10 protein-coding genes are annotated in these 13,426 nt (G+C 44.0%); 3 read left to right on the top strand and 7 right to left on the bottom strand.

Going from position 1 to position 13,426, the window contains the following annotated elements; genetic code table 11:
* Positions 1 to 34 precede the first annotated feature (34 nt).
* Both F6J90_RS19195 and F6J90_RS19190 read right to left on the bottom strand, forming a co-directional pair.
* On the bottom strand, positions 35 to 157 hold the full coding sequence (locus F6J90_RS19195; RefSeq protein WP_293096852.1) for a hypothetical protein: 123 nt from the start codon (positions 155 to 157) through the stop codon (positions 35 to 37).
* Positions 158 to 202: 45 nt separating this feature from the next.
* Positions 203 to 2,560 carry an NACHT domain-containing NTPase gene (locus F6J90_RS19190; protein WP_293096849.1) on the bottom strand — a complete coding sequence of 786 codons (2,358 nt, stop codon included), beginning with the start codon at positions 2,558 to 2,560 and terminating at the stop codon, positions 203 to 205.
* Between the two features lie 654 nt (positions 2,561 to 3,214).
* Between F6J90_RS19190 and F6J90_RS19185 the strand changes: the two genes are divergently transcribed.
* On the top strand, positions 3,215 to 3,550 hold the full coding sequence (locus tag F6J90_RS19185; protein WP_293096846.1) for a hypothetical protein: 336 nt from the start codon (positions 3,215 to 3,217) through the stop codon (positions 3,548 to 3,550).
* A 44-nt stretch (positions 3,551 to 3,594) separates the two neighbouring features.
* Entirely contained in the window at positions 3,595 to 4,173 is a 579-nt protein-coding gene (locus tag F6J90_RS19180) for a hypothetical protein (RefSeq protein ID WP_071106065.1), read from the top strand.
* Between the two features lie 171 nt (positions 4,174 to 4,344).
* Here F6J90_RS19180 and F6J90_RS19175 read toward each other — a convergent pair whose 3' ends face one another.
* The 4 genes from F6J90_RS19175 to iscB all read right to left on the bottom strand — a co-directional run bounded on the left by F6J90_RS19175 (position 4,345) and on the right by iscB (position 9,074).
* Positions 4,345 to 5,154: a hypothetical protein gene (locus F6J90_RS19175; protein WP_293096843.1), complete on the bottom strand. Its 810-nt coding sequence runs from the start codon at positions 5,152 to 5,154 to the stop codon at positions 4,345 to 4,347.
* A 181-nt stretch (positions 5,155 to 5,335) separates the two neighbouring features.
* Positions 5,336 to 6,631 carry a transposase gene (locus tag F6J90_RS19170; protein ID WP_293096841.1) on the bottom strand — a complete coding sequence of 432 codons (1,296 nt, stop codon included), beginning with the start codon at positions 6,629 to 6,631 and terminating at the stop codon, positions 5,336 to 5,338.
* Between the two features lie 256 nt (positions 6,632 to 6,887).
* Entirely contained in the window at positions 6,888 to 7,688 is an 801-nt protein-coding gene (locus tag F6J90_RS19165) for a type 1 glutamine amidotransferase (RefSeq protein ID WP_293096839.1), read from the bottom strand.
* Between the two features lie 114 nt (positions 7,689 to 7,802).
* A complete protein-coding gene (gene iscB, locus F6J90_RS19160; RefSeq protein ID WP_293096837.1) occupies positions 7,803 to 9,074 on the bottom strand; it encodes an RNA-guided endonuclease IscB in 1,272 nt (423 codons plus the stop codon).
* A gap of 641 nt (positions 9,075 to 9,715) precedes the next feature.
* Between iscB and lgt the strand changes: the two genes are divergently transcribed.
* Positions 9,716 to 10,594 carry a prolipoprotein diacylglyceryl transferase gene (lgt, locus tag F6J90_RS19155; protein ID WP_293096834.1) on the top strand — a complete coding sequence of 293 codons (879 nt, stop codon included), beginning with the start codon at positions 9,716 to 9,718 and terminating at the stop codon, positions 10,592 to 10,594.
* A gap of 433 nt (positions 10,595 to 11,027) precedes the next feature.
* On the opposite strand, the gene proX is transcribed toward lgt, so the two are convergent.
* Positions 11,028 to 13,091, bottom strand: a complete 2,064-nt coding sequence (proX, locus tag F6J90_RS19150) for a glycine betaine/L-proline ABC transporter substrate-binding protein ProX (RefSeq protein WP_293096832.1) — start codon at positions 13,089 to 13,091, stop codon at positions 11,028 to 11,030.
* Positions 13,092 to 13,426: the final 335 nt, after the last annotated feature.

Raw genomic sequence — 13,426 nt, 5'->3', positions numbered from 1 at the left:
TATCACCGTAGCACGGGTCAAAAAGGTTTAAGGGTTAAGGGTTGTTCGCGTAGCGTGGCCCATTCGCGTAGCGTGGCCTTTTGGCCAAGGCCAAGGCCAAGGTTGTTCGCCCAAGGCGATTCGGTTTAGGGTAGGTTAAAGCTTGAAGGGGTGACAACCTACTTGTCACCCCTTCAGGTCAACATCGACCGTGAGCGATCAATTACGAGTGGCACAGGGGCAACAACAACGTATCTTCTATTTCTTTGCGCACCGTCAGACTCAGCTGACAATTACTATTGAGGCACTCTACTAGCAAGTGATTAGCACGGCTATAGTGCTCTAACCAATCTTGGGATGTATTGCTCAAATGCCATTGGTGACCCATATTACGATGCTCTATCATCAAGGCTCTTAATTGTGATACCCATTCCGGACCATGACTTTGCCACCATTCTTGAATACTATCTCGGTCGTCATCATCTAGGTCAGGTAGCTGATTTTTAAGCTTCTCTAGAGAGTCTCCGATAGACTCAATCCCAGTCAGGTGATTCAAATCAAGGGCAAGGTAAAGAGCACTGAGTCGGTCGTAAACTAGTTCTGGTGTCATAGCTTGGGCAACAGCTAAAGCATGATCTAAAGCTAAATCTAGGGCAAGTTCACTACCCAACTCCCCTCCTAGTCTGTGATCAATAGCCAAAGCTAAGGCTTGATTCCGGGAAAGAGGATGGCTAGGAGGAAGGGCAAGGGTCATGTAAAACGCACGCACTGCTGCTGGCTTGTAGGGAGTATAGATCTCGAGGGATTTGATCTCGATCCAGTTCAAGAACTTTGTCAAGTTATCATCTAAAGCCATAGCGCTTGGTGTCAGTTTGACTGAGTCAAGCACCATTTCTGCACAGACTAACCGATTAATCTGTTGCTTGATCAGCAACAATAGCTGATCAGCATCTGGCAACATTTGTGCTGTGAGTAAAAATACTTCCCGCCAACGTTTCTCCTGTAGGTGTTCGACTAGCTGTGACAAAGACATCCCAGTGCCGATCACAATCGCTCTGGCGGTAAAATACTCTTGAAATGTCAGATGAGAGAATGAGTAAATTCGTCGTGCCCGCTCTACCAATAGTCCATGCTGCACCTCAATAGATTTGAGTACTGCTAAGCTATCTAATTCTAGAGCTGCCTGGTTGCTTTGAGTTGCTGGTAATTTCCTTAAATAATCAGCAATTAATTGTTGCAGCCGAATTTCTTCAAAGAAATACTCCCCTTGCTCAAAGGTGATAACTGCTAATTGAGAAAGTAATTCTAGCTTGTGGGGCAAGGATAAATTACGATAAATATCATCTCGCTTTACACCCCGGGCTTCATCCCAGCGAATCAGTAGTAAGTCTAGTCCTTGCTGGTAAAGATCAGAGCGTTTTACAGGAAAGTCAGCTTTGGTTTGAAAAACCAGACAGGCTAGATTCAGCAAGACTGGTGTTGTTGCTAGTTCTCTAATTTGCTGATTTTCTGGCAGCTTCATCTGCTCGATAAACAGAGATGCTTTCTCCAAACCTGATTCTGGGTCATTCCTTGCTACCGCCACAAACCACTTTTTAGCAAAGTGTTGAATTTGTGCTGGTTTGAAGTCAGCAATCTCAACCTCAGTAAATCCCTGAAATCGATACTGTTGAGCTGCAATGCGACATGTGATGATCAGCTGATTTTTGTAATACTTTTCCGAAATTTTGCGGATTTGTTGAATAACTTGATTACTGGCAGTTTCCGGGACTTCATCCAAGCCATCCATTAAGATCAAGGCTCTGCCATAGCTGAGTATAGTTTCAATATCTTGTTCTGAAATACCACAACTTTGAAGCTCTTGATTAATGTAGTTAAATAGGCTGAAACTACATTCGATCATAGCATCCTCGGCAAAGTTTTTCAATCGAATCAAAATCGGAACCCGATCCGATTGAAAATTTCCTTGATTGCACTGAATAGCCAGATATTGCAAAAAGGTGGTTTTCCCAGAGCCAGGTTTACCTAGCACCATCATTTTAGGATAGCGTTCTACCGCTTGCAGTCCTGGTATGCTTTCCCGGCGCACTTTGCCTATACCCAAGCGGTCAAATTCTTCCGCTGGGAAGCCTTGCAAATCGTCAATTTCCAACCATCGTTGACTAGTGATTTCTTCGAGAATATTCACATCCACGTAGATGTGATCTAAACTAACCGGTCGAGCAATATCTAATAGGCGTAGAGTGCCACACTGATTTTGAATTTTGTCATGGTAGTGCGATCGCACTTTGGTGACGATGGCATCAACTCTACTTTTGTCCTCAGCTGCTTTCTTTTCTGCATCTATCTGAGCATCTTCTGGTATAGCGACAATCTCTTCCATCTCCAAATCCAGATGAAAGCAGATTTCGCTAAAAACGCGGCGGTCAACGGGTTTACCGGCAAAAAACTTCCAAATCGGTTGGCGAGTTTCTATGCCGATTTCACCCGCAAAATATTCTTGTGTCCATCCCTTGCGTTCAAAAGCCTGTTTGGCTTTTTTGATGCCGTCTGGAGATGCCTGGAGAGATCGCTTTGCCATAGCTCAAGCTTAATTTACTGAAAAATCTTTCGACACTCACCTATAGATTTCCCGAAAAATAGGTCAAGAGCCACAACGAACTGATCACAATGGAAAATTTTTGATCATACTGGGTGATGGGGTGATGGGGTGATGGGGTGATGACGTGATCAGGTGATGGGGTCAGAAGTATATAGAAATCCTCAATCATTTGTGAAAAAGAACCCATGGTGAGATTCTTACTTCTCTTCCTCCACTTCTGGTCTGAGACCCCTCTTCCCCTCTTCTGGTGTTTCACAACTCAAATCGGATTGCTATATTTTATTCTATCCCACTCTCCCAGTCCGACCGTTGGTTGTTCTCGGACAAAAGATGACGTTAAACCTCAGGCAAGAAGATATCGATTTTGCCTGCAAGCCTTTTCCCTTTTCACCCTCTTCCATTTCTGGTGAGTGATTGGTATACATCAACTCAAACACAACAAAAACGCAATCGCAAACATCCAAACTTCATCCTGAAACTATAGCATCAATTCAGTAATTTTTCGTACACTTTAGGCGTTCGGTGAAGAGGACTGTGAACCATGAATAACCCTAGGATAACGACCGCCATTGATTACTGAATTGGGGTCATAGTAAGCCTTATTTCTAGATCTCAATCAACTTAACTCTACTTATGAACCATCGTTATTGGAGAACCTTGATCGAAGCAGCTGCTCTCACTACCTGCCTGATGTTTGTCAATGGGATTCCCCCAATGACTGAAAATTTTATCTCTGGAACCCTTATGAATAATAAGTTTTTCCAGAAAAATTATAAGGATGGCGTTAAAGAAGTAGTCGCTCAACAATCTACTTACCCCTTGAATAGTTTATCACTATCATTCTTAGGGAGTGTAGACAGTTTACCTGAAACATTATGGCATGTCAAGTTTCACCAATTAACAGCATCAACGGTGACGGGGGAATATTTCATTGATGATTCTGCCTTGAGCTTAGGGAGTTTTCAATGATGATATTCATAGGTTTATTAGACAATAGATAATCAGGAGTTAAAATGTTACAAGTGTGTCTACAGCAATCCTGGCCCCAGGATAAACCAATTAGCAAAATTGTATTTCCAGCAATTTTACCAAGCAGCTTGGGAAATTTTGCCACCTTATGCTTGATGTTATCTCCAGAAGAAATTCAGTATTATCTATTCAGCAAGCCCCACAGTCAATTTGTCTTCATCAATTCGCCTCATCCGATGCTACTATGGGTTACTGTACTTCAGTCTACAGCACAGGACTCTCGGTTACTCCCTTGCTATCTAGACTTGAAAACCTCGAAAGTTCAGACCATTACTCGTTGCTTAGCAGATAAAGGCTTCTATCGACTACTGTTGTTTTCCACTGAAGAACCACAACGCTGTAACCAGGTAATGACCGTAACGCTTACACCCCAACAATGCCAAATGTTACAAGAGTCGGCTAATACTGGTCAAACCTCACAACCTATAGCTCAACCCATAGTCAGCAGACGCATACTAAAGCTCAAATTTGAACAACTTAAATCCCAAGTGTTGAATAAATGGGATGCTCTGGACAGGTTTAATTCCCCAACCCAGGCAGAACTTGCTCATTCCATTTCCTAGTTCCCAGCTTTTTATAACCTTAGGTAGTATTATATCATTGCTAGTATGATATAATAGGCCTTTGAATACTTATCATTATGGGAAGCTGACTGATTAGTCATTAGTTATTCGGTACAGATCACAAATAAATTACTAATGACTAATTAAAATTTATTCACGATCGAGATTTTCCTAATTGTTCACAATTGGCAAGAACTCCTTTCTCTGTGATGAATATTCCCAGGCAATTCCGTCTGGATCTTTACTTTTACTCCATTCTGAAAAGTCGGCATCAGATTTACGTTTACCAACTGTGCTGGCATGAACATTCAGTCGCTTGGCTAATTCGGCTTGGATCAGAGGTTGATAAACTTTCTTATCCTGCTTCTTTTTGACCGAGTTTTTTTGATCACCTGAAGCATCAGCAGTCAAGGCAGCTAGTTTCGAGGCGACAGATTCTTGTGATCGTGGAGTTTCTAGCATTTTTGGGATATCACTGCTAGAGAACTCATCTTTTTGGACCTGTAGTTCTAAAGACGGGGTTGGTTGACTGGTGTTGGATTCACTCTCAGGCTCGAAGGAGGATTCACTTTCAGGGTCGAAGGAGGGTTCACTCTCATCAAAGATACTACCGAGAGCGCTAGCAGTCAGAAAGTAATAAACAGTGCCAATGTCATCATAGGTTTTACTCTGAGCTCCAAACTCCTCTGCCTTTTTGTCTAAATACTGTTTGGCTGCAGTTCCAGAAATATCTGCCTTGATCGACAAGTCCATGGGTGTCAGACAGCCTTGGTTATCTTTAATCAGTTGATTGAAGAAGGGATTAACTTTGCGAGTCCACTTCTGCCATTGGTATTGCTGCCAAAGCCTGATGATGATAATTAGGGTAAACATGGCCAGTACGATCGGCCATGCCTTTAGCAACAGAACCATCACCAATGCGAAGGGGATGATCAGAATGAGAATTCCAGTGGCACTGCTATCGATTACTTTTCCAGTCATCGGACTTCACGGGGTAGGGAAACCGCGTCTTTTTAAAGCGCGGAGGAACTACGACAAAGCGCGGTTTTAACCGCACCTTCTCCCTCGCTCAACTGCTTGGGAGGGGGTATACTAAGTAGTTTATTCGTTTACGAGGCATTAAGGGGCTATCCAGTGACATCCTCCCGACACCGAGCTGACGCTACGGTGCGGGCTTCCCAACCTCACAGTTAGGCATTCCTGCGTAGCACTTATCTAGATTTAAAATCCCCGACAGTACGCTACGTCCGATATGAACTGCCGAGGAAGCCTCGGCAGACACGGACTTGTCAGCAGGCGGTTTCCATTCCCCAATAGTCCTTGGGTACTTTTCAATTCCACGATTGCGAATCACTTCTGCACTGGCAACATCACGATTGCTAGAATATCCACACTCTTTGCAAGTATGCCAACGAATTGAAAGGTTATTGTCCCATTCAGCTCCACAGTCAGGACATTGCTTTGATGTCCCCCGATGGTCTACTGTGGCAAAAAACTTCCCTCGTTTCCAACAAACCCATTTCAATAACGCTCTGAACTGACCAAAACTTGCGTCTAGAGAATGTTTCCCTAAAAAACCTTTAGCCATCACTCGGTAATCAATATCCTCAACAAAAATCGAGTCAGCCTGGTCACAGAGACTATGGGCTACTTTGAGTTGCCAGTCTTTTCTAGTGTTGTCAATTTTGTGGTGTAATCGTGCTACTTTAACTTGTGCTTTTTCCCAATTTTTAGACCCTTTACATTTTCGAGATGCCCTACGTTGCAGCAATTTAAGCTCGCTTTGTAAGTCTACAAAAAACTTTGGTCTAGTAATTTTTAACCCATCTGATGTTGCCAAAAAGTAATTTAATCCAACATCAACCCCAATGGCACGACCATAAGCGGGGGTATCAGGAACAGAGACATCAGCAGAGATGGTAATGACAACAAACCATTTTGTCCCTCGACATCTTGAAACCACTCGGACACCCTTGACCCTGAAGCCTGTGGGGATTTCTCGATGTAAATTAATGTTAACCAGTCCTATCATCGGTAGTTTAATTTGATTCCCGACAATTGGTGATTTCTGGAACTGAGGAAACAAAAAAGATTGATAACGACCATACTTTTTAAACCGTGGAAAACCCTGACCTCTGTGTTTAAATGTTTCCCAAGAGTTATGCAGTCTCTTAACCACGTCTTGTGTCACCTGAGAATGCACTGCCTTAAGTTCTGGTTCGGTTTTTTTCCATTGGGTTAACTGTCTTTTCTGTTCCATATATCCAGGAAAAGGAATATCGGTAGACATGATATATTCCTGGTATATCGAACAGCGATCAACTAGACACTTTCTACTATTCATCCAGTCCTTTAAGTCTCGCAAACAACGGTTATAAAGTCGTCTACAAGTCTCTAGCCAACTCAACATTAATTCTTGCTGAGCTAACGACGGATAAATGCGGTAGTTGTAGTTCATAGTTAAAGTCATGCTATTATTTTAGCACATCAAAGACTGATGATAAGGTTGGGTAGCATAGACCCCGTCCCGGCTATCATCCCGACACCAAATCGAACGCGCCCCGCGTCGGGCAAAGCCCGTAGATTATGCTGGGGGGCTTCCCGCCGGGTTAGCTAAAGTCGGGACTGTGGATTATTAGTAATTGGTAGACATTTCTACCATTACCGATGGCCTATTCCCCGTAAGAGTCACGGCTTCTTGCTAGTAGTCTTAGTTAACTCAGGTTAGTTAGGGAAAGACGTTTAAACATCGCCACCCGTGCCTTGGTTGCTAAGGTATCATCCAGTGGTTCTAAGGACACTGGTATATGATACTTTTGCTTGAGGGCAGTTTGGATCAGCCAATCAGCCAGAAAGGGGTTTTTCGGTAACAGCGGACCGTGGGAGTAGGTTGCGATCGCATTGCGATAAAATGCTCCTTCTGTGCCATCTTCCCCATTGTTACCATATCCTTTGACCACTTGAGCTAGGGGTTCCACATTACCTAAATAGGTACGACCACCATGATTTTCAAAGCCAATCACTACTGGATTTTTCCCGAGCATAGCCTTTAAGTCTTGGGCTAAGGGTGATGCAGTAATCTCAAATACCACATTACCAATGCAACGGCGAGCATCTACGCCAGGATGCTTGCTGACCAAATCCAGCAACCCTAATCCCTGAATCCGCTTACCTAGAGCTGGTTCATAGTAGTGACCTAGCAATTGAGGTGAGCCACAGGTAAATACCCCCGGTGTACCTCCTTCAATTTTTTCTTGTAGGGCATTGGCTTTGCTACCTTGTAAGTCTCGCATAACAATTTCTTGCTGTCTATCTTGAGCACCACCACCCATGAAGATATCCACTTGATAGAATTGCTCAGCAGGGGTTTGCTGATCCAGGGGAATTACATTGACTCTAATGCCTCGCCACTGGGTTCGTTGTTGTAAGCAGATGACATTACCGCGATCGCCGTAGGTACTCATTAGGGTAGGGTAAAGCCAGCCTATAGTTAATTCTAGTTGTTCGGAATTCATCTGTCCGCCTCCCGGTCGTCTCCCGCTATAATCTTTGATTTAGCGGCGAGACGTGCCATATAAACACCTGGGGTTCCCCCAGGTGACAGGCACTCAGGAAAGGGAGGACAGGGTTTAGTTTGTATAGGCATAACCATCTTTCCTATGAATAAATTGACAATATTTGTGACTGATTCCTTGAACCAATCCTGATTTAGTTGAAACATTGAAAGACCCTGATTTTCTGGTCGCGACCCGTCCTACATAGGTACCAATCTTTTTCCCTTTGGTTACTACTGCACGAACTATGTCGCCTGTCTGAAAGCCTTTGTGAAACTTAATTCTGGAGCAATGACGAGTGGGAAACCCATACTTATTGGTTCTACAGAGCTGACGAGTACCGTGTCCCTTTGCTGTTATCAGCAACGGTAGGGTTACTTCAATAATCAATGTTTCAACTTTTCCAACATTTGCTGCATCTAACCAATGAGTTTTAGGAAGACTTTGGCGGCACCTATTGAATTTAGTTAATCCACCGCTACCTACTTCAACAGGTAATCCTATTGATTTGAGTACGTGATATAGCTTCCAACGGGTTGTATTTACAGAAGCCGCATCAGCCAGTGGACGCTTAGCTTGACATAGTATGCGTTTCAGGAGGCTAGGCTTTTTCGACAGGAAAAGCTCAATATCTTGGTTGGATTTAGCTTGGTTACATGGACGACACGCGATAGCCAAATTAGAAACCCGATTAGAACCGCCTTTGGACTTTGGCTTAATATGTTCAATTTCTAATTGAGTTCCTGTCACTCCGCAGTAAACACACTGGCGATTCCATTTCTCAAGTAGATACTCACGAAGTTCATAACCGTAAAGTGTCCCTTGTTGGTATTCGATTCCAGATATTTCAGGATTTTGCAGCTTTTGAGTATCGAACCTAACCAATTCTTGGGATATGCCGGTGACAGGACAGAATCGAATCAATTTTTTAACCCAAGTCAAAATATTCTGAACTCTAGATATCAGGCTAGGCGCTAACCAACCTTTTGGTCTAGTTCTGTTGAGAAATCTGGGCTTGCGGTATCGAGTTTTGCGATTACGTCTACTGCGCCTCAATTGTCTACGATAATTCAAAGCAACTCGAATTTGGAAACCTCTATGAGTGAGTTCGGCTCCCCAGATTAACCGTGTTCCTTGAACAATAGCTAGACCGCTTGTTTTTGCGACCGGGTCTATTTTTAATTGGTGCTCGTGAGTTACTGGATCCTTTATCTCCTCCGTCAAGATTATGGTAAATGGGTAACGACGATAGACCTTTGCTTTTCCTGTCGAAAGTAGAATCCTAGCTCTCGCAGGTTTACATGGGTCTAAGGGTTGTCGATTTTTGTTGAGTACAAAGACACGCATAATTGTGTTTTCTCCTATTACTAGGGTTAAGTTCGCTGAGTGCTTCGCACACGCTGGCGCGAACGCCAATGTTTTTTGAGTTTGTCTTGTTAACAGCACTGTCTTAACCCGTTTATGACTGTTTAACTGTTAACCACAGAGCAGAAGACTAGCGACGCATCTAAGGGTGTGATAGCTCAAAAAACGTAGACTCAAAAGTCTGAGGCTGGTCACGTCGTGAGCTTATTCAAGCCCCCGTTATACCGCGATTAGCGGTTAACGGTGGGTTCGTGACCTTGGGTTGAAGGTGATTTGGTTGTTCGCCTTATACTGTCTGCTGAGCAGTTATGACAGAAGCTAATCCAAGCTTTTGCTTCGCACCATTGCACTCCAGATTAGAGAATGCTATTGACCTGGTCAAGTAATAGAAGTTGACAAGGGATGCAGTGGCCTGACGGGGGTTGCCCCCACTCGCGCTTTGCATGGCTGACAAAGTCCGATACCTCGACCAAGCACTTGATCAGGATATTTCTATGACCATTACACCCCATCATCCCATCCTCTCATCACCCGATTATCAATTTACTTAGTTTTCTGATCACTTAACCGATGCTGTAGGAGACTACAATGAAACTTGTGGTTTGCTGCCTATGGATAAATCAATGCTGCAAGCAATCTCTGCTCTAACCCTAGGGTTCCAATTTACTTCTCCTGGGCCAATAATCGTTGAACTCGGACCCCTAACAATCCGCTGGTACGGACTATTGATTGCCTCAGCAGTGTTAATTGGAGTTAGCCTGTCCCAATATCTAGCCAAGGGCCGTAACGTTAACCCAGATTTGTTGGGCGACTTGGCTATCTGGCTGGTGATTTCTGCGATTCCTGGTGCCAGACTTTACTATGTCTTGTTTCAGTGGGAACAATACGCCCAGCGTCCAGACCAAATTATTGCGATTTGGAATGGTGGGATTGCCATTCATGGCGCTATCTTGGGTGGTATCTTAGCTGCAACAATTTTCGCCCGCCTCAATAAACTGTCTGTCTGGCTGTTAGTTGATCTAGTAGTTCCTTCTCTGATATTAGGTCAAGCAATCGGACGTTGGGGTAATTTCTTTAATTCTGAAGCCTTTGGCGCTCCCACGGATTTGCCTTGGAAATTGTATATTCCACCACTACAGCGTCCCCCAGGCTTTCAGAATTTTGAATATTTCCATCCCACCTTTCTGTATGAGTCTGTGTGGAACTTATTGGTCTTTGGGTTACTGATGACTCTGTTCTTTCGGGATTTACGCCGCAAACCCCATCTGAAGGTAGGGACGATGGCTCTAGTCTATATGGTTGCCTATAGTACTGGTCGCTTCTGGATTGAGGGATTGCGGATGGATAGTCTGATGCTCGGTCCATTACGCATTGCTCAAGTGGTCAGTTTGGTTGCGATCGCATTGGGAGTTGCTGGTTTAGGGTGGCTGTATTGGATGGGTCGGTCTTTGCCAGATGTTGTTCCAGCGGATAATCAGCAGTGGGATACGGTTTCTAAATAAAAAAAGCCCCAGAGTTTAGCTCTAGGACTTTACCAGGGTGCATCTACCACTTTCTTTTTACTGGGTAGATCAGGTTAATCCGGACAATTTTGGAATATACCAATTTGTTAGAAGTTGTGATAGTGGGAAGATTGCGCGTAAGCTATCAGCGTGTCGCGTATCAGCCAACGGCTGAATGCTTACGATCGCGCAACGGATGATTCGAGGGCATGTTACCTATAGGTGAGTCTCTGGTATAGCAGTCCCCAGGGCAGTTAGGACATGACAAAAGTCTCAAACCTAAGTAAGCGCAAGAGTTTGACTTCTGACTTCTGACTTCTGACTTCTGACTTCTGCTATAACTCGGGAGTAATCACAAATACCAATTCCCCTTTACCAATTACCAATTACTCAAGCTTGACAATATTCATGTTCTCGTAAATTATAGGAAACCTCAAATTCCAGAAGTTTCTCCAACGTTTCTAGCTTCTTCAACCCAGCTATCAAACAAATCTTGATTATTTTTAATCCATTCTTGGCTATGGCGATGGATATCTGCTGGGGTATCTTCCCCATTTTTTGCCCGTAAGCTTTCAGCATTAATATCCTCAATCCGCATCTTAAATAGCTCAAAGAATCGTCTGGCTGCTGGGTTGGCTGCTAGGAATTTTTTGTTGGCCACAAAGCGGATTCGATCCACTGCGAATCCGAGATTTTTCCCATTGATTGAGGTATGTTTTTCTGTCAACCCTTTCTGGGGTCCTGGTAAATTGGTTTGGGCAACTTCTAGCCAAACCACATCCTCACCTGGTTTTAATACCGTAGCCAGCCACAGGGGAGTCCAAGTGTAGTAAAGGACTGGTTTTCCTTGTTTGTAGCGAGCAATGGTATTGGCAATTAGGACGCTATATTCTCCTTGGTCATGTTCAACAGTATCCCTGAGCCCATAAGCATCTAAGTGATGCTCAATAACTAACTCACATCCCCAACCGGGAATACAACCAGCTAAATTTGCCTTACCATTTCCATCGGAGTCAAAGAGTTTGGCAATTTTAGGGTCTTTGAGTTGCTCTAAATTGGTGATATTGTATTTTTCAGCAGTTTTTTGATCAATCTGATACCCTTGCAACAGATCAGAAACAATAACTCCAACTCGCTCTAATTTCTTGTCGCCACCATTTTTTTCAAAGAATTCTGTGTGCAGGTTTTCCCAGTGGCTAGCGGTAAAATCTAGGTCGTTATTACCCAAAGCGATGTGGCGGGTGGTTGGCTGGAGTTCTTTGGGTTTTTCAATCTCGTAACCGAGCTTTTCCAGAGCTGTGTTAACGATGTGTGTAGTGAATTGTGATTCTGGAGAATAACCATAGGTAGAGCGTACCTTCAACCCTTTCCCAGGTAGGGCTATTTCTGATGCAGTTAATTCGGTTGTAGCTTGGGGAATTTGTTGCCAGCTGATCAAACCCACAAGCAATGCCACTAAAACCGTTACAGCAACAGTAGTCCCAGTCCGTGGTTTACTGGTTAACCTCAAACGCACAAAACCAATCGGTCCTCGCTCTAGCCAAGGGATTTGGTTGTTGGCTTGACTCACCACTTGAGTGATCCGGTCGAGCATCACCGCAATCAGCACGATGCTTAATCCTCCCACAGCAGCTAGTCCGACATTCACCCGACCGAGACCTTGTAAGACCATCTGTCCCAGTCCCCCGACACCAATCATAGAAGTCACCACCGACATCGATAGTGCTAATAATATGGCTTGGTTGACTCCAGCTAGGATAGTTGGCATTGCTAGGGGAATTTGCACTTCCCAAAGCATTTGTCTTGGGGTTGAACCAAATGCGATCGCAGCTTCGACAACTTCTGTAGATACTTGTCGGATTCCTAGGTTGGTCAGGCGAATCAAGGGGGGGACAGCAAAGACTAAAGTAGCGATTACTCCAGGGACTGCACCAATGCCAAACAGCATTACCACTGGGACAAGATAGACGAATGACGGGAGGGTTTGCATGGCATCAAGCAGGGGTCGCAGGAATTTCTCCACGCGATCGCTACTAGCACAAGCAATGCCAAGGGAAATGCCAATCACCACGCAAAAAACTACAGCTGTCACCACTAGCGCCAGGGTAGTCATGGCTTGTTCCCAAGCTCCAAAAAAGCCAATCAAGGTCAAGGCAATAAGGCTATAAATACCAATTTTCCCACCCGCAATTTGCCATACTATCAAGCCCAGAATAATCAGGAAAATTAGCGGAGGAATGGATAGGAACAGCGATTGTATCCCTTCCAGAGTCCAGGTAATGGGCAAGCTAATTGCTTGAAAGAAGGGACGGAAGTTGTCAACTAGGAAATTAACTACTGCGGTAATCCACTCGTCAAGGGGTAAGGTATAAAGCTCAAAGGGATTCAAGATAATATCTAGACCGACTTGGCTTTTTGCGATATAGTCAAGGGATAGAATTAAATAATTGAACACAATACTATTTAGAGCAACACTCTTATAGTATAGATTGTCCATTTATCTAGATATTTCCTTTGTAAGCATTCAGCTATCAGCTATCAGCTATCAGCTATTAGCGTGTCGCGTATCAGCTAGTAAGCATTCAGGCGTCAGCTATCAGCTAGTAAGCATTCAGCCGTCAGCTAATGCGCTACGCCCACGCTACTTGAGGTGCTATCAGCCAATGCGCTACGCCCACGCTGCTTGAGGTGCTTTTGAATGAAACAGGTAAGTATTCGTTTAATCTCAGTTCCCTGGCCTTTCGGCCAGGAATTCATAGTTTTTGGCTTTGAGTCGGTTGATATCTTCAGCCAGATAGCTTGTTTTAAACTGACCGCTGACGGCTGATAGCT

The organism is Moorena sp. SIOASIH, assembly GCF_010671925.1.
Lineage (GTDB): Bacteria > Cyanobacteriota > Cyanobacteriia > Cyanobacteriales > Coleofasciculaceae > Moorena.
Note: the sequence above shows the minus strand (reverse complement) of the source record. Positions and strands in the feature narration are given on the sequence as shown.

What these genes read in the sequence shown, in the direction of transcription:
- F6J90_RS19190 (WP_293096849.1), bottom strand. Translation starts at nt 2,560, where the DNA reads ATGGCAAAGCGATCTCTCCAGGCATCTCCAGACGGCATCAAAAAAGCC.
- F6J90_RS19185 (WP_293096846.1), top strand. Translation starts at nt 3,215, where the DNA reads ATGAACCATCGTTATTGGAGAACCTTGATCGAAGCAGCTGCTCTCACT.
- F6J90_RS19180 (WP_071106065.1), top strand. Translation starts at nt 3,595, where the DNA reads ATGTTACAAGTGTGTCTACAGCAATCCTGGCCCCAGGATAAACCAATT.
- F6J90_RS19175 (WP_293096843.1), bottom strand. Translation starts at nt 5,154, where the DNA reads ATGACTGGAAAAGTAATCGATAGCAGTGCCACTGGAATTCTCATTCTG.
- F6J90_RS19170 (WP_293096841.1), bottom strand. Translation starts at nt 6,631, where the DNA reads ATGAACTACAACTACCGCATTTATCCGTCGTTAGCTCAGCAAGAATTA.
- F6J90_RS19165 (WP_293096839.1), bottom strand. Translation starts at nt 7,688, where the DNA reads ATGAATTCCGAACAACTAGAATTAACTATAGGCTGGCTTTACCCTACC.
- iscB (WP_293096837.1), bottom strand. Translation starts at nt 9,074, where the DNA reads ATGCGTGTCTTTGTACTCAACAAAAATCGACAACCCTTAGACCCATGT.
- lgt (WP_293096834.1), top strand. Translation starts at nt 9,716, where the DNA reads ATGCTGCAAGCAATCTCTGCTCTAACCCTAGGGTTCCAATTTACTTCT.
- proX (WP_293096832.1), bottom strand. Translation starts at nt 13,091, where the DNA reads ATGGACAATCTATACTATAAGAGTGTTGCTCTAAATAGTATTGTGTTC.